A 23,816-nucleotide genomic window follows, 5' to 3' on the forward strand; every position below is an offset into this window, starting at 1 on the left:
AGACGCATGGATGATATTCTCAGCCAGGACGAAGTCGATGCCCTGCTCAAAGGCATGGGTGGCGGCGACGTTGAGACCGAAGACGACGATTCAGGCGAATCCACGGTTGCCAAAGTCTATGACTTTACCAACCAGGAGCGGATCGTACGTGGTCGCCTGCCTGCTCTGGATATCATCAATGAGCGCTTTGCCCGTGGGTTTCAACGTCATTTCAATGAAATGATCATGTCCAGTGTGGAGGTGACGGCGGGGGAAGTCAAAATCATCAAGATGATTGACTACCTGCGCAACCTCTTCGTCCCGACCAGCTTGAATATCTACCGCATCAATCCGCTGAATGGGGTAGCGCTGTTTACGCTGGATTCCAAACTGATCTTTACGGCAGTGGACATGTATTTCGGTGGCACGGGGCTGTTGCCGTTCAAGATTGAAGGGCGGGAGTATACCCCGGTGGAAATGTCGATGGTACGAAGCATTCTCGACATGTCTTCCGAAAATTTGCGCAAGGCCTGGGCGCCGGTCATGGACATTGAAATTGACTACATGCATTCGGAAATGAACCCGAAGTTTGCCAGCATCGTCGATGCCACAGATATGATTGTGGTCAGTCCGATCAATGTCCGATTTGAAGGCGTTGAAGGCCGGGTCGACATTGTGATGCCGTATTCGATGCTGGAGCCGGTTCGCGACAAGCTGGAAGAGGGTATGTCCAACCTTCAGGGTGAGTCCGACAATCGTTGGTCTCGAACCCTGCGCGAAGAAGCGAAAAACATCGAAGTGGAGCTCACGGTCAATCTGGCCGAGCTGCAAATGCAGGTGGATGATTTGATGCGCATGGAAAAAGGCGACATCATCCCATTTGAAATGCCTGAGCAGGTCACGGTCAAAGCCGAAGGCATCGGAATTGCTAAAGGCAAGCTGGGCGAAAGTCAGGATAAAAAAGCCGTCAAGCTCAAAGAGATTCTGAGACATCCGGCTTATCAAGAGAAAATGGTCGATAACACAAAGGATTGGTACGATGAGTGAAGAAGATGACATGAGCGCGTGGGGCGATGCCCTGAACGAACAAAAAGAAGCCGAAGGCAATGAAAGCGAAGATCAGGGCGCCGAGGATGATCCTTGGGCGGCGGCCCTGAACGAGCAGGCTGAAGCCACCGACGAAGAAGTCAGCCAGGCCTCTCTGGATGAACTGCAGGAAGGGCGCGGCGGCGGAACGGATAAGGTGGACTTGGATGTCCTGATGGACATTCCGGTCACGCTTCAGCTCGAAATCGGTCGTGCGACCGTCTCGATTCGAAATCTATTGTCTTACACTCAGGGCAGTGTGATTGAAATGGATCGTTTGGCGGGCGAGCCTCTGGATTTGCTGGTCAATGGAACCTTGATTGCTCACGGTGAGGTGGTGGTCATCAATGACAAGTTCGGGGTTCGCTTAACTGATGTGGTCAGCCCACAGGAGCGTATTAAAAAGCTCAAATGATCCCATGCTTTTGGAGCTTTGATTGGCGTTGTCGGCCTCGGCGGCCTCGTCACGTCAGCTTCAGGCGTTTATGTTATCTTCCGCTCACCTTCACGGCGCCTTCTCGATGGCGTCGTTTTTATTTCAAGCGCTATTTTTCCCTCCCTTTTACGGATTAACACTTAAATTTATTGAGCAGAATGCCCCCTCATACGTTCCTGCTATTGTTGCGCTTGTGGTCGGTGTTGTGGCCAGTGTGGTGGGAACGAAAATGCTCAATAAAGCGGCGTGACCAGCCGGGTGGCTGCGTTGAACAGAAAGATCAGATGTGCGTTGGATGGAACTGCTGAGCCATCCTGAAAGCATCACTCATTGTGTTGACAGAGTAACTCAGCATAAAAACTGGTGGAGCTGGGGGACTAAGTAGAACCCCCCATCCGGAGAAAAGTGGGTGTCCTGTTTCTGTTTTTTTCTTTGTAAACTTATCACATAGTTTGATGTGCAGTTTTAAAAAAAATAATTATTCATAGATTGCCGCGATGGCGTTTTTTCCTTGTTTCTTGGCTGAATACATCGCCTTATCAACTCGAGTAATCATGGAGTCAATGGTATCGTTTTTTTGAAACAGGGTTGCGCCAATACTTGAGGACAGTGAGCCGAAATCGTACATCTGCTTGCGCTCAAGCTGCTGTTTTAGCGTTTGTGCAAGCACCATTAGAGCCTGCTTGCAGCTGTTAGGCATAATCAGTAAAAACTCATCCCCACCCCAGCGGCCAACGATATCGGTTTTGCGCACAGATTGTTTTAGGACTTTTGCGAGCTCCATAAGCGCCTGACCTCCAATATAGTGGCCGTAGGAGTCGTTAATCTTTTTGAAATTATCAATATCCATTAAAATCAGACCAAAGCTATTCTCATAACGCCTGGCAAGTTCGATTTCCTTTTCCAGCTCTTCATCGAGTTTGTGGCGATTATAGAGTTTGGTTAGCTTATCGTATTTGGAAATTCTTTCCATTTCACTAAGCGCAAGCCTGAGCTCTTCGGTTCTTTTTTCAACTTCCTGCTCAAGCTGTTCATTGGTAAAAAGCAGTTGTTCCTCAATGCGTTTGAGCTCGGTTATATCTCGAGAAATTCCGAAAATGCGCTCTTCGCCGGTATCAGGATCAATAACCGGTAAAATTTTGGTTAACCAATATCTCGGCAAGCCGGACGAGTCAATGACGTGTGACTCTTCATAGGTTATCGGAGTATTTTCTGACAGACATTCATTATAACGTGCTGAAATAGCATTATAGGCATCCGCTGGCAAGTGCTGTTTTAAAGAGCTGTTTGAGGCTTGCTCAGGCGTGAGGTTAAAAAGACGTATTAACGAAGGATTGGTGCGTTCAGTAATAAAATCACCATCTGGAGCTTTTCGCACCACAAACAAGTTATCGTCCGAATGATTCCATAGGGCCCTGAAAAGCTCGAGCTTGCCCTGATTAATAATCGCTTGCGTTTTCTTTTTCGCGCTGGTCATGCTAGCTGAGGAATCGCATAAATCATTTCCTCATTTTGTAACCATTTAGGGTGTTTAGCAACTTTTTATTTATTTTGCTTTACAAAATTAAGATATAAAAAAAGCCAAGTTGTTTATGCTCAACAACTTAGCTTTAATATTTGGTGGAGCTGGGGGGAATCGACTTACCCTTCAAATCCAACGTTTTTACGGGCTTTTGGGTTACTTAAAAGTACCCTGTGGTCCCTCTATGGTCCCAATTATTTTCGCCTTTTAAACTAAAGTTCCGAGTTCATCTTACTCGATTTTTCTCAGGCGGACCATATCCTTCCCACAATAAATTATTTAGCTAACATGGAGCTGAATTAAAAAATTCTAATTATATGGAAGCTGCAAAAATTGAAAGTGCTGCTAGGAAGAAAGTTGAGTAGATTCCTTGGAGAATCATTGAGGTGGATCTCGATAAGGCGACAGGCAATGAAAATGCTAAAAGGTTTGCTTATATTAAAAGCCGCCATAGCTAGTAGATTGGAGCGGTAAATATTGACTCCACTTATGGCGGCGATGAGTAATGAAAAGATAGACTCAGCTTAGTGAATCTAGCCAGTCCTCAATTTCGGACTGTTTCCATCCAACCCTCCTAGCGGAAAGCCTTACTTGGCTAGGGAATTCGCCATTACTAATTCTTCGGTATATAGTTGCCTTTGATAATCCTGTTATTTCAACCAGTTGACTAATTTTAAGTAATTTGATCATCATTTCTCCTTGAGTGAGTATTGTTAGGTCACTTAGTTCACAATGTTCAGGATTGTATTTCTGCGAGTGACTTCATTTTTTAACCTTGCCAATTCAACTTGGCCTACTTGGTATTACACAAAAAACCGACCCCCGTTTTTGAAACAACCATGCCTTTTTTCGCATGGTTAATTATTTTTTGGACTTTTTTCCAAAAAAATACAGATTCCAGTGATTTGGAGTGCATCGTCAGATACTTGTTTGCCTGAAGTTGTCATTTCAAACAGAGCTCACTCTCTCTCCTGACCAAGTTGCAACTGACTAGAGAGGAGTAAATGCCTAAAACCAGCGCCCTTTATTAAATGAGCAGGAAATTGTCAGTCACAAGGTTGTTGTTTGGGTGAGTGGTCCTGATGAACCAGGTGTTCGCTTTGGTTTTGAGCTTTGTCACCTTGCCAATACGAGCATTGTTGCTACGAAAGCGCTCATTAGCCCGTTCTTTCTTTTGATGAACTGTCAGAGCTTCTCTAAGAGCTGGGAACTTAAAAGACACTGTGAAGTAGAGAGTGTTCGTTTTAGTGCTTTTGCGTTGAGCTTCTTTGCAATAGATTCGTGGATGCGTTCCTAGGCTCCATAAAAGGGTCTGCACAATTTGCATGGTTGCTTGATCTGAAAAATGTAAATAACTCACCCCTAAAGTCCCTCGCTCAATATCACGAGGTTCAACCGAGCCGCTTGCGTCTACTAAACCAGCCAATAATGCCAGTCGCTCTTGAAAGGTGCTCTCAAAGAGATAAGTTTGAATGACTGGGCTGTCAAAGCGTTTATTCTCCAAAAAGTTAATTAATTCATCTTGGCCAGGGAGGTGAGATGGATCGATACGGATGCCTTTTTTAAAACGTTCCGCTTTGATGGCGTAGCTTAAAATCAGCTTATCCAGGACAGTCTCGTTTAAATGTTTTAACCAAATACACCCATTTTCATACGTAGCGTTATTCATAAAAACACCAAGAGCGTAGGGCGTGAGCTTATTTTCAAGAGAGCTCTCAGGTCCAAAATCCACTTTCGGGGCCATCAATGCGATTCGGTTCTTGTAATAGGATTTTTCCTGCAGTTTCGCAATTTCGGCAACGGTGAGAATTTTTTCCCCTTGCCAGCGTGACGAATGGCAGCGAAGCAAATGGCTTTCACCCAAAATGACAGACCGCTCAGTTAAGGCAGGGAATGAGTGGCGGCTTTTCGATTGAATCAGGTCCAGCTTATAAAGAACCTCTGGCCCTTGAAGTTTCTTGCTGATTAAGTGGTTTGGATTTTCATCTGGCGAGGCCAATCCCTCTCCAAGTTGTAATTCTGCTGGATCTTTCGCCTTTCCATCCAGCGTTAAGATTTTGAAATTTGAAGTCATCGCTTTCTCCTGTTTTTTCTATAAGCACCCCCTTTTTCAGTTGATCTGGCGTTCTCGCCAGAGGGTTAAAAATTCAATTTCGATGATTTAATTCTATCCACAGCGCAAAATTTTTTTGAAACAAAGGCACCTTTTTTTACGTAATTAAATTTTTTTTGAAATTGGTGTAGGAGGGCAAGAAGGCGGCCCCCTTAAAGGGCCCGCCTTCTTGCCCCCTTACCCCCAAATCACAAAACGATGATATCCCGACCTCAAAAAGCTTGTGAAAACAAACCACCCTAATTTTGACGGTTTAATTAATTTTCAACGCTACGGTGATTGATTCAAACCACCAGAAACGGCATGAGCACTGAGTTTGACCTAGATCCTTTTCCTTGGCCAAGGAGAAAAAAACTGTCGATTTCTTAAAAATTGGCAAAAAACTATTAATCACGCAAAAAAAGCGCTGTTTGTTTTATTTTTCGATTCAAAACTCGAGCACAATTTCAAATGTGTGGCGACGTTGCCATGATCCATTTAAAAAAAGAGGAGAAAAAAATGGGAAAAGTTAAAGAACTTTGGATAAGACTATTTCGGAAATTTGCTCCAGAAGAGCTTATTTTTGACATTCCACAAGAACGTGAAATGCTAGTTTCAGGCACAGTGCCGAGTGATGGGGTTGGCGCCTTATTGGGTGTCAGTTATGCAGGAAAAACCACTGTAAGTCTGAATTTAGCTCATTGTGTATCAAGTGGTGCTAATACGTTTCTTGGCAAGTCGATTAATTATCATGGCGACTGTCTTTATATTTCTGGAGAAGGTTTATCAAAGGCAATTAAGGATTTCAACATCTACAAAGCCATGACACCATCCAAGCATCAGATTTTCTTTTATAAACCTGAGAACAAAACCTTGCATGATCCACAAACTGTGGATGAGATCATTAACCAGTTTAAAGGGATTCGTTTTGAACTCATCGTAATCGACACGATGCAATCTTGCTCGCTTGGTGCAAATGAAAACAGCAACGATGACTCTACAGCATTCGCTGAAAATGCTGACAGGCTCAGGGAAGAATTGGGTGGGACAGTTCTAATAACTCACCACATAGGTAAGAACGACGCCAAAAAAAATGAAATAATCCCTCGAGGTGGAACGGGGCTTACCGATCGAGCTGACTTTACGTTGGGGTTGTTAAAAGACAAAGACGATGAAAACAAGCGATTGCTGGTTTCACCTAAAAGTCGCAATCAGCCGGTTGATGAAGAAACGGAGTTTTGGCTAACGAACCACGAAGTCTATTTGGAAATCCAACACCCTTTGAAAAAAATCAAACGTACAATTGATTCGAGCATAACAATTCCTCGTTCTTTTGAAGAATATGAGCATTTCAAAAATGTAGGGCGCTTTGATTTTTCGAAAGATACTCCGTGTCATCACCCGAACAAGCTAAAAGCGACAGCCGAAGGGCAGGATCAGGAAAAAGAATTAAGCCCGAATCGCTCTGTGCACCTTGTTGACAATAGTGCGGCTTAAGCTAGTCTAGAATGTGCGAACTCATTTCAAAAGGAGGTGAGATCTAGAACTAAAGAACCTAGTCATGGGTTATTAAAGAGAAACGCTTATGAATTGGCCCGGCGCAGGAAATGGTGTCGGAATTTTAATTGCTTACACATTTTTTAAGTCAATCATCAAACTCTTACAGTTCGACTGAACTATATGGGCATATATCACAGCGGGGAATGCCCCGCTATACCTTCCTAATTTCAGCCTGCCTATCAATCTCCTGAAAATTTGTTCGTCACTCTCACCAAGGTTATTGACAAATTTGAAAAGTGTACTAAATTCAAGTTGCACATAACAAAAAAGGAGAAATGTGTATGGGAAATAGTAACTACAGCTTTGCAAAAGACTTTCAAGTAGAAAAGATGGATACCCCCCTGCCAAGGGGCGAGTGGAGTATATCCATTTCGTTCATGGTGAGGGTGTTTGCGGACATGGGTGAGGAGAGAAAACTGCTGATGCAATTCATGTTGCATTACGTGCAATATCCGAACAAAAAAATTAAGCCGGAACAGAGAATTATCTATCAGGCCGAAGGAGTCAACCCGGAAGAATGCATTAAAGCGTTCAAAGAGTATGAGCATTCTGTCTTGAGCCTGGAAGACAGGTCCAATTCAATTCTGCATTTAGAAAGTGCTTTGTGTGAACCTAGAAGCGTGGAGTATTCAGCTGGTGAGCTACCAGAAGACCTCAAACTCCGCTTGCAATGAGCAACATAAGCAATCCAGCTCGATCATGAGTCGGGATTAACCTTTGTGAGGCTGGTAAGGGTTCGTTGTTATCTTGATCAGCCCTCAACGAGTAAGCCGAAATCGCAACAACAATAAAAGCCACTGTATGTGGCTTTTCCCGTCCCAGAAAAACCAGCGAAGGAATCTTCCATTCCAATGAACCAGGCCCCATCAAACATCCCCAAAAGGCTTTGTAATTCAGTTGACGATGGAATACAAGGAGCCCCGTTTTTTTAGGCCTGTGGATCGCCCTGAGACGATAGTTCTGATTTTTGAAATAATTCTACATTAATTATCTATATGTAGAATTTTTGCAAAAATTCTACCACTTAAAGAATGCACACGACTTTTCCCTTATATATGTAGAATTTTTTGAAAAAAATCGCCCTCTTCGGGCGTGTTTGGCGAATTCCTTAGTATATGTAGAATTTTTTTCCAAATTTCATCTGTAACAGGATTCAACCAAAGCACTGGCGAAACCCCTTAGTATATGTAGAAAGTTTTGAAAAAACTGAAGAAAAGGGCGTTTCAGGTGTAGCCAAATAAAAAATTTTTGCTATGCTTAAGCAGCGAATTAAGAAAACCGTAACAGAATTCGAGCACCTTGATTCGCATTTTGGGGCAGGCCTTTCCTCCCTTTTGGCCTGCTCACTTTTTTCCAGTTTCTTCCGATGTGCAAAAACGTGCATATATGCACACTTATGCACGCATCTTCTTCAGATTTCCAGATTTTCCGCAAATTCAGACACAGGGTGTGCATAAATGCACAGATATGCACGTTTATGCACACTTTGCCTGAATGGCCATGTTTTCCCTGACTTCAAAGCGCAACGTTTTGTCCGATCGGCTGTGTTGGATGGGGTCAAAGGCCCAGTCATATAACCCAAGACGGCCCCTAGGACCCTGAATATCGCCTCTAAAGCGCCTATGAGGAGCTTTTTCCTGCCTCTTTGGCATTTATTTTCAACAAAATCGCCTTTTTCTGCTCTCAGGGTGTAGCCAAATAAAAATTTTTTGCTAGCTTTGGTACGTACCAGACGGTACGTACCGTTTCTGGTATCAGTAGATAACATCAACCAAGGAGGTGCCTATGGAGAAAGCCAAGCGAGGAGCAAAGGTTACACAGGAGGACTTTGATCAGGCCATTGAAAGCTTGCAAGCGAAAGGAAAGAAAATTACCAAAGCCAACGTCAGAGAGGAAATTGGCCGGGGCAGCAACACGTCGATCATGAGGTTTTTAGCAGCATATCGGGCTGAAAGTTCGAACGTAGTCGACATCGATGTGACCCAAACCGCTGATGGCATCAGAAACAAGGTGGTGGAGATGATGAACAGCGAGTTGAACCGCATTAAGAAAAGCCATCTTGACCGGTATTCAGCTTTGGCTGAAGTGGAAGCTGAACTACGTGAGGAGTACGAAGACTTAACCTCCCAGTTCGATAAGCTTGAAAACCTCAAAACACAACTGCAAACGCAATTGGACAAAGCGGAGTCGATCAGAGACAGCAAAGCGGATGAATTGCATGATACGAAAGAGCGTCTAAAGCAGGTGGAGCGGGAATTAACCACGTCTCAACACAATGAAATCATCGCCAAAGACGAAGCCCAAAAACACATCGATCAGGTCGCAACCATCCAAAGTGCGCATCACCAGGAGATGAATGCCATCCAGGATAAGCTTGAAGCGCAGCAGCGTCAGCATCAGGATGACCTGAATCAACTCAAAGATCAGCTTCATGATAGCGAAGTGGAGAAAGCCAGGGCTCAAACCAAGCTGGCTGATCTAGAGAAGCAAGCCGATGACCTCAAAAGCCAGCTTGAAAAAACCGAGAATGTGCTTGATTTAAGAGTCGATCATGAAGTGCTGGAGGCAAAAGAGCAAATCATTACTGGCCAGGAAAAACGCATCAATGAGCTAAGTCAGCAAGTTGAGAGGTTAACGGCTCAGATGGATTCACTTCGGGCCGAACACAAAAAAGAGCTGGCACAGGCAAGGGCTAACCGAAAGTTATCAAGCGCTCATCAACCCTCGGCACAGGAAAGCGTCAGTTCATAGTTCTCTAATCCGGTCTAAACGGCGACAGGCCCTGTCGCCTTAAAACCAATAATTATCCGAAAATGCCATGGTTTAATCTAAAAATAATTAGAATTTTTGAGTACACTGTGTGGCAAAAGATAAGACAAAGATTATAAGGGACTCCATGCAAAATTTTTCAGCATTGGCCTCGATGGTCTGGTCAACCGCTGACCTGCTAAGAGGCGAATACAAACAATCCAGTTACGGCAAAGTCATCTTGCCGTTTACGCTTTTAAGACGCCTTGAGTGCGTGTTGGAAGCAACCAAGGACGATGTCCTGTCGGAATACGAAGCCAAGAAAGACCTGGGCGTGCCATTGAATGTGTTTTTGACCTCCAAATCCGGCCACCAGTTTTACAACGTCTCCAAGTATAACTTGAAGGCTCTGCTCGCTGATTCCGACAACCTGCTGCAAAATCTCGAGCATTACATCTCCTCGTTCAGTGAAAACGTGAGCGACATCTTTGAGAAGTACAAATTCAATGAGCAGTTGGAGTTTTTGGACGAGGCAAACTTACTTTATGAAGTGGTCAAGAAATTCTCCAACGTTGACCTTTCTGTGGAAGCTGTCTCCAATCACACCATGGGGGCTGTGTTTGAGGAGCTGATTCGGCGTTTTGCTGAAGTCTCAAATGAAACCGCTGGGGAGCACTTCACACCCAGAGATGCGGTGCGCCTGGCCACCTCACTGTTGTTGTGTCCGGATGATGATGTCCTGGCAGGGGAAGGGGTGGTTCGCAGCCTTTATGACCCAACGGCTGGGACAGGTGGATTTTTGACGTCCGGGACCGAGTATGTCGCTGAAATCAACCCGACTGCCAAGCTTGTAACCTTTGGTCAGGAACTTAATGGCGAGTCTTACGCCATCTGTAAAGCTGACATGATGATCAAAGGCGAAAACGTTGATCACATCAAACACGGCAATACCCTCTCGGATGACCAGCTGAGTGATTACCACTTCTCCTACAGCCTTTCGAATCCACCCTTCGGTGTCGAGTGGAAAAAGGTCGAGAAGATCGTCAAGCAGGAGCACACTCAAAAAGGCTTTGCAGGGCGCTTTGGGCCTGGATTGCCTCGGGTCTCTGACGGCTCACTGTTATTTTTGTTGCACCTGATTTCAAAAATGGAATCCGTTGACAACGGTGGTGGTCGTATTGGCATCATTCTCAATGGTTCACCGTTGTTCACCGGTGGGGCTGGATCAGGTGAGTCGGAGATACGCCGCTACATTCTTGAAAATGACCTGCTTGAAACCATTGTGGCCCTGCCCACGGACATGTTCTTCAACACCGGCATTGCCACCTACATCTGGATTCTCTCCAATAAAAAACGAGAGGAATACCAAGGCCAGGTCCAGTTAATCAATGCTACGGACATGTATGTGCCGATGCGAAAATCCTTGGGCTCCAAGCGTCGGGAAATCAGTGAAGCGCAAATTGAAGATATCACCCGCATTTACGGTGAATTTGAGGAGTCCAAAGTCTCGAAGATTTTCGATAATGAAGACTTCGGCTTCAGACGCATCACGGTTGAAAGACCTTTGCAGCTCGCCTTCTATCCGCATGAGGAAGAGCGAATCGAGAGCCTCAAGGCTGATAAAGGGTTTGTGAAGTGGAAGGATGAACTCAAAGGTGAGGTGCTGTCGGCTTTGGACAAAATGCCGGATGATGAATACCTGGATCGAGAGGCATTCCGGGCTGACTTTAGTGTCAAGCTGACCGCAGCGCAGTTCAAAGTGATTCAAAAGCATATTGCAGAGCACAATGACCAAGCGGTTCTATGTCGGGACAAAAAGGGCAATCTGGAGGCCAACCCAGATCTGCGTGATTATGAAAATGTCCCGCTCAAAGAAGACATCTACGAATACTTTGAGAGAGAAGTTCTGCCTCACGTTCCAGATGCCTGGATTGACGAAAAGAAAACCGATGAAAGAGACGGTGAAGTGGGCATTGTTGGTTACGAGATTCCCTTTAATCGTCACTTCTATGAGTACAAGCCGCCACGTCCGTTGGAAGAGATTGATGCGGACCTAGATGCCGTTACGGCTGACATCCTGGAGATTTTGCAGGAGGTTAAGGCTTGATGAGTAAATACAAACCTTATCCAGCTTATAAAGATTCGGGGATTGAGTGGCTTGGGGAGATTCCGGAGCATTGGGAGATAAAAAAACTTCGGTACTTTTTCCGGTTTTCTAAAGGATTGACCATAACCCGAGCAAATTTGGTCGAAGAAGGTATTCCGTGCGTTAGTTACGGTGAAGTGCATTCAAAATTCGGTTTTCAAGTAGACCCATGTAAAGACGATTTAAAATGTGTTCCAAAGGATTATTTGACGTCCTCTCCAAGCGCCTTGTTAAATAAAAACGATTTTATATTTGCTGATACATCAGAAGACTTAGAGGGAGCTGGGAATTTCACACAATTAATTTCTTATGAGCCAACTTTTGCTGGCTACCACACGATTATTGCCAGAATTGAGGATGATTACCATAGCAGATATGTAGCCTACCTGTTCGATTCACAAGAATTCAGGAGCCAGATTCAACTCGCTGTAAAAGGTGTAAAGGTTTTTAGTATTACGCAGGTGTTACTAAGAAACTCTTTAGGTTGGTTGCCAACGTTGAAAGAGCAAAAAGAAATAGCCAACTTCCTCGACCAAGAAACCACCAAAATCGACACCCTAATCGAAAAACAACAAAAGCTAATCGAGTTGTTGAAAGAAAAAATAGTTGCACTAGCAATGAGAGAGCAAATCAATGGTGAAGGAATAGAAGAGCGTTTAAGGCATTTGGTAGAAGTTATAAGTCGCCCCGTCACTATTGAAGAGGGCATAGAGTATGAGTCATTAGGGCTTTACAACAGAGGCCGGGGCCTGTTTCATAAACCCAAAAAACCGGGCAGCGACATGGGAGATTCAGAATTTTTTTATGTTGAGGAAGGTGACTTAATTATTAGTGGCCAGTTCGCATGGGAAGGTGCTGTCACAATGGCTACCGAAAAAGAGAGTGGCTGTGTAGTTTCTCATCGTTATCCAGTAGTAAGAGGGAAAAAAATTGATACGGAATACCTTCTTGCACTTTTATTTACCGAATATGGCGGGTTTTTATTGAATGAGTCCTCTAGAGGGTCAGCGGGAAGGAATAGACCTTTAAATTTGAAACTTTTACTTAACGAAAAAATAAGAATTCCTTCACTGCAAGTACAGAGTGAACTCAAGCGGCTGGTCAAAATCTTATCAACTGCTGAATTAAAAGCTCAGCAAGCTATAGACTTACTTAAAGAGCGAAAAACCGCCCTGATCTCGGCTGCTGTAACCGGTAAGATTGATGTAAGAGACTGTGCTTAGCTAAAGAACTGAGGAATTCATGAAACATACAGAGAACGTTTTTGAAACTGAGATTGTAGATAGCCTGCTAAGCACGCACGATTGGGTTGAGGGCAACTCTCAAGGCTATGACAGGGCGTTAGCTTTGTACCCCGATGACATGCTCGCTTACATCAAAACAACCCAGCCTGAGCAGTATAAGAAGTTCCAAAAGCGTTATCCAAAAGACACAGACCAGGCACTGGTCCGTTTTGTTGCTAAGCAGATGGATCAATACGGTTCCCTGTACTGTCTGCGCAACGAACTAAAAAACGTCAACATTCGTTTCAAACTCTGTCAGTTCAAGCCGGATCTGGAAACTGCACAGCTCATGGAGCCCTACAGACAAAACATCCTGAGAGTGGTTCGTCAGGTCTATTACTCTGAAAACAACAAGAACTCGATCGACCTTGTTCTGTTCCTGAACGGGGTGCCCGTTGCCACCCTTGAGCTCAAAACGGATTTCACCCAAAACGTTTGGGATGCCGTCGAGCAGTATCGCCAAGCCCGTCAGCCGAGAGATCCCGCAACCAACAAAGAAGAACCGCTGTTGGCGTTTAAAAAAAGGGCAATGGTCCATTTCGCTGTCAGTACCGATGAAGTTTACATGTGTACCCACCTGAAAGGCCATAAATCGCACTTCCTGCCTTTTAACAAAGGAAATGAGGGCGGGGCAGGCAATCCGCCTAATCCGAATGGCTATGCCACTTCTTATCTCTGGGAAGACATCTTTCAAAAGGACACACTGCTTCGCATTATCGGTAAGTTCATTCATCTGGAGAAAAAGGATAAAGAAGACGCTCAGGGTAGGAAGCACAAGAGTGAAACACTGATCTTTCCGAGGTATCACCAGGTCGATGCGGTCAGAAAAATCATCGAAGACGTGTATCAAAGTGGTCCGGGCAAGAATTACCTGGTCCAGCACTCAGCCGGTTCCGGGAAATCCAACTCCATTGCCTGGTCGGCCCACCAGCTCTCATCGCTCCATGACAAAGACAACAACCGAATTTTCGACAGCATCATAGTCGTCACTGACCGCAACGTACTCGACTCCCAGCTTCAGGAAACCATATCTCAGTTCGAACGCACCAAAGGGGTGGTGCAGACCATCAATCGAACTGAATCCGGTGGCAGCAAATCCGCCAAGCTTTCCGAAGCACTTCAGGAAGGGGCCTCAATCATTGTGGTCACCATTCAAACCTTCCCATATGTGCTCGAAGACATTCAAAAATCAATGTCTCTGAGAGAGAAATCCTTTGCCATCATCGCAGATGAGGCTCACTCATCGCAGACAGGTTCCACGGCCAAACAACTCAAAAAGGTATTGACCTCCGAGCAGATTGAAGAAGGCGAAGAGCTAACCGTGGACGACATTCTGGCCTACGCAGTGCAAGAGGAAGACACCTCAAACATCAGTCATTTTGCGTTTACAGCCACCCCAAAAGACAAAACCATCCAGATGTTTGGAACGCTTCCTGATCCAGAGTCACCACCCTCATCAGAAAACATCCCAGCGCCTTTTCATACCTACACCATGCGCCAGGCGATCGAAGAGGGCTTTATTCTGGATGTGCTCAAGCACTACACCACCTATGACGTCCTGCACAAACTCTCATCGCATGACCATTCTGAGGTAGAAGAGCGAAGGGCAAAAGCTCAGATCACCAAATGGGTCAAACTCCATCCTTACAACATAGCGCAGAAAGTGCATATCATCATTGAACATTTCAAAGAGAACGTCATGCACCTGCTCGATGGCCAGGCCAAAGCCATGGTGGTCACCAGCTCCAGGAAACAAGCGGTGCGCTACAAACAGGCCTTCGATAAATATGTCATGAATGCAGGTTATGAAGGCATTCAGGCGATGGTGGCATTTTCAGGCTCACTCGTTGATGAAGATCAAAATGGCCAGACAAGAGAATTCACAGAAGGCAACATGAACCCCGGTCTCAAGGGGCGTGAGATGCGTAAGGCATTTGATACCGATGAGTACCAGGTCATGATTGTGGCCAATAAGTTCCAGACCGGTTTTGACCAGCCGAAACTTTGCGCAATGTACGTCGATAAGAAGCTGAGTGGTGTGGATGCCGTGCAGACTCTGGCTCGTTTGAACCGCATCTACCCTGGCAAGGAAGATGTGTTCATCATCGACTTCATGAACAAGCCGGAAGAAATCAAAGAGGCCTTCAGCCCCTTTTATGAGACGACGATGCTTTCGGACGTCACCGACCCCAACATCATCTTTGAGATGCAGTACCAGCTTGAAGAGGAAGGGATCTTTACAATCAAAGAGGTCGACGATTTCGCTGATGCTTATTTTGATCCCAATGGTAAACAGGAAAAAATGTCAGCGGCTGTGAAGCCCGCTACAGACCGTTTTAAGACCCGTTATAAAGCGGCGGTGACTGAGATCAAAACCATCCTAGACAGACAAATTGAAGCCATTAACGATGGTGATGAGACGGCGATTCACAATACCGGCGTTGAGCTGAAAACCGCAAAAGAATACAAAAACGCACTGGACCGGTTCAAAAAGCGACTCACTCAGTTTGTGCGAATGTATGAGTTCCTTTCACAAATCCAATCCTATGAAGACACGGAGCTCGAGAAGCTCTCAGCCTTTTGCCGAGGGCTGGCACCAAACCTTGCCACACTTCGAGAAGACGACCAGATTGACTTGACGGATGTTGAGTTGACTCACTACAGCATCAAGAACAGAAAGACGCATAAAATCGATCTGAAAAGTGAAAAGCTCGACCCTTCCCAGGCTGGTACGGCTGGGGCAACCGAACCGAAAACCGATACCATTGAAAACATCGTCAAACAGCTCAATGACGCCTTTGCCGGGGAGTTAACCGATGATGACATGGTCAACTATGCTCGAACCATAGCCGACAAGGTGTTAGAGGATACGACCACGAAAACACAGCTGAAGAATAATCCTCGTGATCAAGCACAGTTATCCGACTTTCCACAGGTGCTCCTTAAGTCGGTGGCGGAGTCCATGGACAGGCATAATGAGATGGCCTCTCAGATCTTGTCCAATGACCGAACCAAGGCGTTATTTACCGAAATTGTACTGGACATGATTTACCAGCGAGGCAACCTGTGATCATTGGACCGGGCCAGATTCTGGTTCATTGAGGTACTTGTTGAGCGTGACCCGAGAGACTCCGTAATCCTTGGCCACTTCGGTTTTGGTGATGTGAGGGTCTTTGAGCAATGCTCTGATTTTGCGAACGTCAGAGCGACTCAGTGAGCGACGTCGGCCACCTTTGCGGCCTCTGGCCCTGGCGGCTTTAAGACCGGCTTTAGTGCGCTCAGAGATCAGATTGCGTTCGAATTCGGCCAAAGAGGCAAAGATGTGAAACACCAGCTTGCCTGTTGGCGAGGTGGTATCAATCGATTCTTTGAGGCTTTTGAATCCAATGCCTCGTTTTTCGAGGTCAGATACGATCTCAACCAGATCTTTTAAATTGCGGCCTAACCGATCTAACCGAAAGACGACAAACGAATCGCCTTTCCTGAGACTTTTAAGGGCATTGTTGAGTTCAGGACGGTCTCGGTGCTTACCACTCCATGTTTCGGAGTAGATGACTTCGCATCCGGCATCTTGTAATGCATCAACCTGCAAATCATAGCTTTGATCTTCTGTACTGACTCTCGCATACCCTATATCCATTTACACCCCGCCGTTTTGTTTACGTAGAAAAGTTAACGGCTATATTTACACAATTTGCTCAGAAATCAATAGATCGGCGGCCAGGCAGCAAGACGTAAAGAAAACGGTCGTTTAATTCAGGAGCATATGAAACGGTTTTCCTTAATTATCAGATCAAGGATAAAATGGCTATTTTGGTTATACAAATTAATAGACTGTTTATAGAATTAAATTTCAAATAACCCCATATGTTTATTGTGGGGTGAGCTTATATTTAATTATTGGTTTAAATATTACATCTATAACGAATGATAAATTGTATTAAACTTTCTAAAACATAAATAATTTTTATTAAATTAAAAATCTAATACAAATTATTAAAAAGGTTTTAAGATTATTATGACGTTAGAAGAAATGGAAAAGTTTTCCAGTTCATTGAAAAGAAATGACGTGAAATATCCGTCAAATTTGACTGACTATTTTGGGGAAAGAATTGAATTTACAACACTTGGAGAGCTTGTTTCCTTTCTGAGTTCTGAATATAAGTTTTGGTTTGAAAAATTATCAAATATTCCTAACCAGAATAGTGGGCTCTTAAGCCAAATTAAAAATACAAGTCTGAATCACATCAAGAAATTCATTCAAGGCGCTGAAAATGCTGTATCAAATGAGCAAAAAACAAACTTAATTTCACAACTTCAAAGGCTATATAAATCCGAACTTATTTCTTTAGGGCAAAAATGGATTCAAAGAAATGACACATCTGTCGATATAATATTAGAAATTAATGAAAAATATAACAATAATATTTTAGATACTTTTTTATCTATTTTAAAAAACCCTGATCAGAACCATCCTATAAATAATTCAAATCAGTTGATTGCTTTCTTTGAATATTACAAGTTCAAAGGGTATGAATCAAATGGATTATTTGATTTCGCCAAAAGTTCAGAAGAGTCCATTAACCAGATTCGTTCTGAATTGAGGGAATCTTCAAATCAGCTTTTTGAAAGTATACGTATAAAACATCAAGACATAGATCAGTATTTTCAAGATCAAATTGAGCAATTTGAAAAAGAGAAAGAATCTCAGGCAACACAGCATGAGAAACAAGCATCAGGCCAGTCTTCAAAATTTGATGGGAAGATGGAGGAGTGGCAACAAAGAGCTAAAGAGTTTGAGGAGGAATATAAGGAAAAATTAAGATTTAAAGGTCCTGCTCAATATTGGCAACAGGCAGCTAATACCCATATTTTTTGGTCTATGACATGGGGCACGTTTTTATTAATGATTATTGTCTTTGGGCTCATGGAAATATCAGTTTTCTTTAAAATCTGGCTGCAAGGAAAAGAACTTCCTGTTCAACTAGATACTTTGCAAGGCGCTGCATTGCTTTTAGCATTCGCTTCTGCTTATGCATTTATTATTTCAGTTCTTGCAAAACTCACTTTGAGCTCTGTACATCTATACCGTGATGCAAGAGAAAGAGAGCAGCTTACGCATTTGTACTTGTCACTTGCTAATAAAACAGATTTTGACAACGAAACACGGAAAATTGTCCTCCAGTCTTTATTTAGCCGATCAGATTCAGGCTTATTGGGAAAAGACGGAGGTGTGCCAGTAATGCCTGTTATTGATATTTTTAAGAAAAACTAACATTTTTTAATGTTGACAACAAGAAAATCCATAATAATTGTTTGGATCAAATTGTTGAGTGGGATAAATCTTGTAGTTAACCGAATTTCTATATCTTTATGATAAAGTTACCTTCATCACAAACAGATCATGATGACTCAGAAGAACTCAAATTATCGCACTTAGTCAGTGCTGGTATTGGATCCGTTTTTTTTCGTAATCCTGTAGGTTTGGTGGCTGGGTTGGTTATCGGATCCCTTTTAGATGAATTTTTTGGAGATGATATGCCAAAAGTGCCCGTTTTTTACAGCTTTCATTATGCTAAGGACGTAATGCGAACAAGTCTTATCAGAAACATTGGGGCATTAGACGGTAATCCTCCAACTTCTACTGCTGATTGGGAAAAAATCAAGCAGTCAGAAACTGGCATTAAACGTTGGATCGACAACAATATGAAATACAAAAGGTGTTTAGTTGTTCTTATTGGAGAAGACACGCACCAAAGAAAATGGATTAACTACGAAATAGAAAAAGCTTGGAAAGACAAAAAAGCCATAATAGGCATACATATTCACAATATAAGATGTCCACGCACAGGATTTTCAAAAAAAGGCAAGAATCCTTTCGATAATTTTTATTTTGATAATGGTACCTTGCTTTCCTCATATATAAAGGTTTATGACCCTGATCCTAGAGATGCATATAATCAAATACGACTTAATATAAGTCGGTGGATCCATGAAGCTATCCAAGATAAAAGGGCTTAAAAAATGCCGCAAAGTGAAGCAGAAATCTTTCCTGAAACCCAGTCTATACAAACCCACCTAGGAATTATTCAGAGTGTAATTCAAAGGATGGCAACAAACAGCACAAATTCAAAAGCGTGGTGTGTCAGTCTAGTCGCAGCTATTCTAGTAATAGTAGCCGATAAAGGGAATCCAGACTATGCTTGGATTGCTTTAATGCCCACAATAATTTTTGCTTTTTTGGATGCCTACTACCTTGCTTTAGAAAAAGGATTTCGTGAATCCTATAACAATTTTATTTCTAAGGTTCATCAAAAAAATCTTACAGAAGATGATTTATTTTCAGTAAGGCCTGCCGGAAGCATGTCCAGGCACCAAATGGAAGCATTAAAATCCTTCTCCATTTGGGGGTTTTATTTCTCTATGGCTTTTTTAATATTCATTACGAAGGAAATTGCATTAGCCACTTAATTATGGCTAGTTTGATCAATAATTTTCACTTTGCCGCTTTAGGTTTAGAGCTAAGTTCATTAGAAAAGGATTTCTTCATACTCGAATTCAGGTGCCAAGACTTGATAAATATTGATTTGTGCCACTGCCTCAAAAAAGGCTAGCTCACAAACAAATAATATAGCCAACAGCTACAGATTCTAGAGTCAAAACAGTTTACTGTTACGGTCAACCAAAATCGGACACGTTTTCCGTTAAGTTATCCTCAGCGATACCGCCGCTGAGTTCATGCGTGGAGGATTTAGGTGTGTTAAGATCAATCGTCATAGCTGAGATATTACAAAGTTAAATGGCGTGGTGTAAAAGTGGGCGACGAGTACGAAACAGAAAAAGAGCGTGATGAGAAAAATGTCAGAAAATTCGGGAAAGCGGTCGCTAACGAATTCATATTAAGTCAATATCCGGGTCAACCATTTTCCCTGGTAAATGAAATAATCGACATTGGAATTCGTATTCCACCCTACATCGAAGAATTAAGAAATCAATACCCAACCCCCCGTGAATTTGTAGAGAAAGTCATTTGCATAGAAGAAATTAGTATTACTGAAGAGTATAGGGGTATGGGTGCATTTAGAAGTGTCTTGAGAGAGCTAGCAAGCAAAGATTTCGATTATATTGTTGTAGGGCACGTCACTCAGGAATACATGATTTCAATCCTTGAAAAAAATGGCTGGACCCGGTTTGAAGAGTTTTTCAACCCTCTTCCAACTTTTTATATGAGTTCAAAGGAGCTTTTAAAAAAATTGCCTTAGTTATCAGCGTCTTCAGAAAACTTTTAAAGGCTCCAATACTCTCCCTGAGCGGCTTTTTGCTCATAAAGTTTCAAAGACATACAGATTATTGATTGCTGTAACCAAAATAAAAATAGCTACGGTAAGACCGGTTATCCACCAGCGCTGTGAAAAAAAGACAACCGCCTTTTAGATTATTTGATCCATACGTCAAACACACCGGTCTTTTGCACCCGCTGAATGCGGTTAATCAGCTGCAATTCTTCTTCAGAAACCGGATCTCTCTTTTCCCATTTTTCGAACAGGACTAGCTGTCGCTTGGAGTAAGTGACGCCGTACGTTAGATTCATGTACTTGGCAATGCGGGCAATATCGCCTCTGATGGATTGGTCAGGGATAATAACCCGGCTGGCAAAGACCACTTTCTTGCCATTTCCTCGGAAAGTACGTTTGTCTTCGCCTGAAATCGTCTCTGAGAATGGCTTGTTGCCACGAAAAGCGTTGATTTGACCAACTGCGGGTCCTAAGGTTAATTAAGTCGTTGTGAGCGGCTCTATAGCTCTCATCGTGATCTTGGCAATAGTCCCTGGGGGAAACGCCGGTGATTTGCTTGGCTTTGTAATAGCAGCTTCGATATTCGCCGTTGACCTTGTACATCCAGGACGCAGGAATGACATGCTCCGCTTCTGTTCGCTTGGCTCGTTTGGAATACTTCTTCTCGAAAGCGTTTTCTAGGCCGCAACCCACAAGATCTACCGTCTTCTTTTCCCAGGAGCAGTTAACATAGAACGTGTCGCCTTTATTCCCATAGACGTCCTTGTACATCTTCTTCTTGGCTTGATAGTAAGATCCGCTAACGTCAGCTTGTGAGCATCCGGTCAGACCAAAGAAAAAAAATAAAAAGATAATATTTTTTCGGCATGAGCTTTCCATCGTTCATAACTGGGCTTAATGATACTGTATTTAGCTTGAAAGCTAACAGTTCAGGGATTTGGAGTGGCTCCGATTCGATCATGGATCAGCGTATGACTGTTTGTTCAGACCCGTTGTGAAGGGTGTAGACTAAATAGAAAGTTTATGGATAATGATCTCAGGTGCGAAACGGTTGGTTTATTTCGGATTCTTAGAGAAAAAACTGCAATAGCATATCGCCCATTGCAGCTTTGGTTTTGCTTCTGTCTAGTGTATTTGACTCAAAACAAGAAGCGGTAGGTATAACAAACTTTTATTTGTCAGCTTTTTCTTTTGCAGGGGGTTCAACACTCGACTCGTTATTGTTTTCATCCTCTGCAACTCCCTCGGGTTTTTTGTCGAGAGTAAACAAGGCATCAGCAGCCTCTTCTACAATGCGATCAAGTTCAGCCATTGCTGCTATCAGATGCTGAGTTTCTTCTTCAGAAGGGCCTTCAACCATTACAGAAAAGCCGGTGCATTGATAGCGAATGATTAAATAATTTTTGATCGATTGCGAGAGTGTAGAACAAGCCTTCCATAATTGAATCTTTTTTTCACGCTTTTCTTCAATGTTTTCAGCATTGTCATCAGTATCACGTAAGCTGGAATTTAACCAATATAAATCTTTTTTTATTGTATTACTTATCATTTTTGTTCCTTCTTTTGTGTCGACCCTATGCGACGTTATGATGTGTCAAAGCACCATTGCCCTGCCACAAGTAAATAATATGGATTTATTGGTTTTATATTTAGATTAACTATATCTTTTTTTTGATGTTTAATTATTTTTTAATATTTTTATTTAAAGGTTAATTTTTAATGGATTTTGACAACTTGGAGTACGAAGAAGTAGAGTGGGTTAAGCTAGAAATGTTTGAATTTCAAATGATGTTAACTTTCTATTTAGATGGGGTTTTTTTCGATGGTCAGGCTGATAAACACTCCCTTAGAATGGCCATTGAAGCATTAGAGCGAAACTTTGATGTCATTGAGGATGATATGTTTTTTGAGCGTACTCTTAATATGATTCCTGGTGAGGATGAATATATGCATCTTGTTAAAGATGAAGAGGCCGCAGAATATGCTCAAAAGTTATACTCTTTGCTTAAATCTGGCTTAAGAATTAAGCGCTCGGGCATTACAGAAGTTCTCAAAGGAGGGAAAAGCTGACAGTCTAGCCAGCGTTCGTGATGAGATGAGGCTTGCAGCAATGGATGGTAGTTTGTGTCATATTGTGTCACCAATCGAGTCTTTTTGTCCCAAAATCGAGCATGTGAGGGTGCGAACCAGTATGATCTAAGCTGTTGATAATAAACGAATATTCGTCTTGTAGGGGTAGGGTGGCTCAACTTGATCTCCCCACTCATAATGATGGGGTCGTTGTGGGTGGAACGGTTCATTCCTTCTTTCCGTGCATTAAGGCTTGTTAATATTAATAAATTCGAATGGATTCTATTACTAGTTACACCTGATAATGGATTGTTTCAGTAGAAAGGAAGTCGTGCACTATCTGTTCCAACACGGCTTCCCCAGTGAGAAGTCTTGATCAAGCTGCTTGGCCCATGTTGTTTAGAAGGCTGTCGATGTAATCACTCCAGTATTGCATCATTTGACGTCGTTCTTCTATGCGATGCGCTTTGTTGTAAATTCCTCGTATTCCAGGGAGTCGATGGTGAAGTTGCAATTCAGTTAATTCGGATGGAAAGCCTTTCTCTGTTAAAAAAGTAGTGGCGGTGTGGCGGAGTCCATGGATTGTAATGTCATTTTGGTTCCATCCAAGCCTAAGTTTTGTTTTGTTAAGACTTCTTTCCGATATATGACCACACTTTGAACGCTTGCTTTCGAAAATAAATTCTTGTGGCTTTGTAAGCTCTATATGTTGGTCAATAATCTCAAAGGCTTGATCCGAAAGAGGAATTTTATAGTCGCAATGCCCGCTTTTCATTTCCTCTTTCGGTATTTGGAGCTCTCTCTTCTCTCGATCGAAGTGTTTAAGCTTTAATGAAATTAAGTTCCCCGTCCTTAAAAATAAGTGTAGCGCTAAATTAAGAGCAGCGGCAACAGATATCCCTGCCTTGACAGAGTTAACGTCTTGTACGAACTGTTTGAATTGTTTTTCCCCCTGACTAGTTGATAAATCTAAGTACGCATGGTTTTTGGGCTCTGACTTATTTTCAACTAGAGTCATAAGTTCTGGCGGTGGAACATTAATCACCCCTAACTGATAAGAGTGTTTAAAAACGCCTCTTATAATATGTGAAAGTTTTGCAGCAGTAGCATAGCTGCCAGCAATTGCTACTTTGTTCAGAATGTCCGTTAACTCACGAGTTTTGATTTTTTCAACCTGTTTTTTGCCTAGCGGTTGTTCCAAGTAATTTTTATAGCGAGTTACCGTGGTTCGGTAATGAGAATCACTCCAGTAAGATTTGTTGATTTGAAAAAACTGCTTTGCTATTTCACCAAACGTTTGATTTTCGTCAGTCGTTTTGGTCTCCTTTGGATCGTGCCCATCATTAACCAATTGGCGGAAATTTGAAGCTTTATCTCTTGCTTGTTTAAGTGTTAAATCACCAAAAAGCCCCATCTTAATATTGGTCTTTTTTCCTGTAGCTGGCTTCTTGTATCGGAAATAGAAACATTTATTCTTTGCAAGAATCCTTACGAAGAGTCCGCCACCATCATGATATTCATTTGATCCGTTAGGGTTGTATTCAGCACTTTCAAGCTGTTTAACAGTTAGTTGATGTAAAGCCATTGAAGTTCTCCTTT

Annotated in this window: 20 protein-coding genes and 1 pseudogene; 14 read left to right on the forward strand and 7 right to left on the reverse strand. The window is 42.9% G+C overall.

The genetic code is table 11. The annotated features are described in order from the left end of the window. Positions 1 to 6: 6 nt before the first annotated feature. Genes fliM through AVO41_RS10720 form a run of 3 tightly spaced genes read left to right on the forward strand, consistent with a single transcriptional unit; the run spans position 7 to position 1,751 of the window. On the forward strand, positions 7 to 1,026 hold the full coding sequence (gene fliM / locus AVO41_RS09070; RefSeq protein WP_068585901.1) for a flagellar motor switch protein FliM: 1,020 nt from the start codon (positions 7 to 9) through the stop codon (positions 1,024 to 1,026). Beyond that, positions 1,019 to 1,480, forward strand: coding sequence for a flagellar motor switch protein FliN (gene fliN, locus AVO41_RS09075; protein ID WP_068585904.1), 462 nt, complete (start codon positions 1,019 to 1,021; stop codon positions 1,478 to 1,480). Before fliM ends, fliN begins: the two co-directional genes overlap by 8 nt. Positions 1,481 to 1,502: 22 nt before the next feature. After that, the gene (locus tag AVO41_RS10720; RefSeq protein ID WP_153003524.1) at positions 1,503 to 1,751 is read left to right on the forward strand and encodes a hypothetical protein; all 249 of its coding nucleotides are present in this window, start codon (positions 1,503 to 1,505) and stop codon (positions 1,749 to 1,751) included. A gap of 228 nt (positions 1,752 to 1,979) precedes the next feature. Here the strand turns inward: AVO41_RS10720 and AVO41_RS09080 are convergent, their stop codons facing one another. The 3 genes from AVO41_RS09080 to AVO41_RS09085 all read right to left on the reverse strand — a co-directional run bounded on the left by AVO41_RS09080 (position 1,980) and on the right by AVO41_RS09085 (position 5,097). Next, a complete protein-coding gene (locus tag AVO41_RS09080) occupies positions 1,980 to 2,978 on the reverse strand; it encodes a GGDEF domain-containing protein (RefSeq protein ID WP_068585907.1) in 999 nt (332 codons plus the stop codon). Positions 2,979 to 3,542: 564 nt separating this feature from the next. Continuing rightward, positions 3,543 to 3,716: a helix-turn-helix transcriptional regulator gene (locus AVO41_RS10655; RefSeq protein ID WP_369793276.1), complete on the reverse strand. Its 174-nt coding sequence runs from the start codon at positions 3,714 to 3,716 to the stop codon at positions 3,543 to 3,545. Between the two features lie 334 nt (positions 3,717 to 4,050). Continuing rightward, a complete protein-coding gene (locus tag AVO41_RS09085) occupies positions 4,051 to 5,097 on the reverse strand; it encodes a hypothetical protein (RefSeq protein WP_068585910.1) in 1,047 nt (348 codons plus the stop codon). Between the two features lie 507 nt (positions 5,098 to 5,604). Between AVO41_RS09085 and AVO41_RS09090 the strand changes: the two genes are divergently transcribed. The 6 genes from AVO41_RS09090 to AVO41_RS09115 all read left to right on the forward strand — a co-directional run bounded on the left by AVO41_RS09090 (position 5,605) and on the right by AVO41_RS09115 (position 15,922). Next, entirely contained in the window at positions 5,605 to 6,612 is a 1,008-nt protein-coding gene (locus tag AVO41_RS09090) for an AAA family ATPase (RefSeq protein WP_235584720.1), read from the forward strand. Between the two features lie 344 nt (positions 6,613 to 6,956). After that, entirely contained in the window at positions 6,957 to 7,349 is a 393-nt protein-coding gene (locus AVO41_RS09095) for a hypothetical protein (protein ID WP_068585916.1), read from the forward strand. A 1,111-nt stretch (positions 7,350 to 8,460) separates the two neighbouring features. After that, positions 8,461 to 9,426, forward strand: a complete 966-nt coding sequence (locus AVO41_RS09100) for a DNA-binding protein (RefSeq protein ID WP_068585919.1) — start codon at positions 8,461 to 8,463, stop codon at positions 9,424 to 9,426. Positions 9,427 to 9,571: 145 nt separating this feature from the next. Beyond that, positions 9,572 to 11,530 (forward strand): class I SAM-dependent DNA methyltransferase, encoded by a 1,959-nt coding sequence (locus AVO41_RS09105; RefSeq protein ID WP_068585922.1) that lies wholly within the window; start codon positions 9,572 to 9,574, stop codon positions 11,528 to 11,530. Beyond that, positions 11,530 to 12,792: a restriction endonuclease subunit S gene (locus AVO41_RS09110; protein ID WP_068585925.1), complete on the forward strand. Its 1,263-nt coding sequence runs from the start codon at positions 11,530 to 11,532 to the stop codon at positions 12,790 to 12,792. The genes AVO41_RS09105 and AVO41_RS09110 overlap by 1 nt, the downstream gene beginning before the upstream one ends. Positions 12,793 to 12,811: 19 nt before the next feature. Continuing rightward, positions 12,812 to 15,922, forward strand: coding sequence for a type I restriction endonuclease subunit R (locus tag AVO41_RS09115; RefSeq protein WP_068585928.1), 3,111 nt, complete (start codon positions 12,812 to 12,814; stop codon positions 15,920 to 15,922). Here the strand turns inward: AVO41_RS09115 and AVO41_RS09120 are convergent, their stop codons facing one another. Then, the gene (locus AVO41_RS09120; RefSeq protein ID WP_068585931.1) at positions 15,923 to 16,492 is read right to left on the reverse strand and encodes a recombinase family protein; all 570 of its coding nucleotides are present in this window, start codon (positions 16,490 to 16,492) and stop codon (positions 15,923 to 15,925) included. A 378-nt stretch (positions 16,493 to 16,870) separates the two neighbouring features. Here AVO41_RS09120 and AVO41_RS09125 point away from each other — a divergent pair, with 378 nt between their 5' ends. From AVO41_RS09125 to AVO41_RS09140, 4 genes are all read left to right on the forward strand, one after another. Beyond that, positions 16,871 to 18,127, forward strand: coding sequence for a DUF6161 domain-containing protein (locus tag AVO41_RS09125; RefSeq protein ID WP_068585934.1), 1,257 nt, complete (start codon positions 16,871 to 16,873; stop codon positions 18,125 to 18,127). A gap of 98 nt (positions 18,128 to 18,225) precedes the next feature. Beyond that, entirely contained in the window at positions 18,226 to 18,873 is a 648-nt protein-coding gene (locus tag AVO41_RS09130) for a TIR domain-containing protein (RefSeq protein WP_201022869.1), read from the forward strand. 3 nt (positions 18,874 to 18,876) lie between these two features. Next, positions 18,877 to 19,323: a hypothetical protein gene (locus tag AVO41_RS09135; RefSeq protein ID WP_068585936.1), complete on the forward strand. Its 447-nt coding sequence runs from the start codon at positions 18,877 to 18,879 to the stop codon at positions 19,321 to 19,323. Between the two features lie 344 nt (positions 19,324 to 19,667). Then, a complete protein-coding gene (locus AVO41_RS09140; RefSeq protein ID WP_068585939.1) occupies positions 19,668 to 20,114 on the forward strand; it encodes a hypothetical protein in 447 nt (148 codons plus the stop codon). 173 nt (positions 20,115 to 20,287) lie between these two features. Here AVO41_RS09140 and AVO41_RS09145 read toward each other — a convergent pair. Then, a pseudogene (locus AVO41_RS09145) lies at positions 20,288 to 20,608 on the reverse strand (endonuclease); the annotation flags it as partial. 710 nt (positions 20,609 to 21,318) lie between these two features. After that, the gene (locus AVO41_RS09155) at positions 21,319 to 21,696 is read right to left on the reverse strand and encodes a hypothetical protein (protein ID WP_068585948.1); all 378 of its coding nucleotides are present in this window, start codon (positions 21,694 to 21,696) and stop codon (positions 21,319 to 21,321) included. Positions 21,697 to 21,866: 170 nt separating this feature from the next. Between AVO41_RS09155 and AVO41_RS09160 the strand changes: the two genes are divergently transcribed. Further along, a complete protein-coding gene (locus AVO41_RS09160) occupies positions 21,867 to 22,217 on the forward strand; it encodes a hypothetical protein (protein ID WP_068585951.1) in 351 nt (116 codons plus the stop codon). A 376-nt stretch (positions 22,218 to 22,593) separates the two neighbouring features. Here the strand turns inward: AVO41_RS09160 and AVO41_RS09165 are convergent, their stop codons facing one another. Beyond that, on the reverse strand, positions 22,594 to 23,802 hold the full coding sequence (locus AVO41_RS09165) for a site-specific integrase (protein ID WP_068585954.1): 1,209 nt from the start codon (positions 23,800 to 23,802) through the stop codon (positions 22,594 to 22,596). Between the last annotated feature and the right edge of the window lie 14 nt (positions 23,803 to 23,816).

This window comes from Thiomicrospira sp. WB1 (assembly GCF_001507535.1).
In the GTDB taxonomy this organism is placed as follows: Bacteria; Pseudomonadota; Gammaproteobacteria; order Thiomicrospirales; family Thiomicrospiraceae; genus Hydrogenovibrio.

Bases quoted from the DNA above. Each gene is read 5' to 3' on its own strand.
- AVO41_RS09095 (WP_068585916.1), top strand. From the start codon at position 6,957: ATGGGAAATAGTAACTACAGCTTTGCAAAAGACTTTCAAGTAGAAAAG.
- AVO41_RS09100 (WP_068585919.1), top strand. From the start codon at position 8,461: ATGGAGAAAGCCAAGCGAGGAGCAAAGGTTACACAGGAGGACTTTGAT.
- AVO41_RS09105 (WP_068585922.1), top strand. From the start codon at position 9,572: ATGCAAAATTTTTCAGCATTGGCCTCGATGGTCTGGTCAACCGCTGAC.
- AVO41_RS09130 (WP_201022869.1), top strand. From the start codon at position 18,226: ATGATAAAGTTACCTTCATCACAAACAGATCATGATGACTCAGAAGAA.
- AVO41_RS09135 (WP_068585936.1), top strand. From the start codon at position 18,877: ATGCCGCAAAGTGAAGCAGAAATCTTTCCTGAAACCCAGTCTATACAA.
- AVO41_RS09115 (WP_068585928.1), top strand. From the start codon at position 12,812: ATGAAACATACAGAGAACGTTTTTGAAACTGAGATTGTAGATAGCCTG.
- fliM (WP_068585901.1), top strand. From the start codon at position 7: ATGGATGATATTCTCAGCCAGGACGAAGTCGATGCCCTGCTCAAAGGC.
- AVO41_RS09085 (WP_068585910.1), bottom strand. From the start codon at position 5,097: ATGACTTCAAATTTCAAAATCTTAACGCTGGATGGAAAGGCGAAAGAT.
- AVO41_RS09090 (WP_235584720.1), top strand. From the start codon at position 5,605: ATGATCCATTTAAAAAAAGAGGAGAAAAAAATGGGAAAAGTTAAAGAA.
- AVO41_RS09160 (WP_068585951.1), top strand. From the start codon at position 21,867: ATGGATTTTGACAACTTGGAGTACGAAGAAGTAGAGTGGGTTAAGCTA.
- AVO41_RS09080 (WP_068585907.1), bottom strand. From the start codon at position 2,978: ATGACCAGCGCGAAAAAGAAAACGCAAGCGATTATTAATCAGGGCAAG.
- AVO41_RS10655 (WP_369793276.1), bottom strand. From the start codon at position 3,716: ATGATGATCAAATTACTTAAAATTAGTCAACTGGTTGAAATAACAGGA.
- AVO41_RS09120 (WP_068585931.1), bottom strand. From the start codon at position 16,492: ATGGATATAGGGTATGCGAGAGTCAGTACAGAAGATCAAAGCTATGAT.
- AVO41_RS09165 (WP_068585954.1), bottom strand. From the start codon at position 23,802: ATGGCTTTACATCAACTAACTGTTAAACAGCTTGAAAGTGCTGAATAC.
- fliN (WP_068585904.1), top strand. From the start codon at position 1,019: ATGAGTGAAGAAGATGACATGAGCGCGTGGGGCGATGCCCTGAACGAA.
- AVO41_RS09125 (WP_068585934.1), top strand. From the start codon at position 16,871: ATGACGTTAGAAGAAATGGAAAAGTTTTCCAGTTCATTGAAAAGAAAT.
- AVO41_RS09155 (WP_068585948.1), bottom strand. From the start codon at position 21,696: ATGATAAGTAATACAATAAAAAAAGATTTATATTGGTTAAATTCCAGC.
- AVO41_RS09110 (WP_068585925.1), top strand. From the start codon at position 11,530: ATGAGTAAATACAAACCTTATCCAGCTTATAAAGATTCGGGGATTGAG.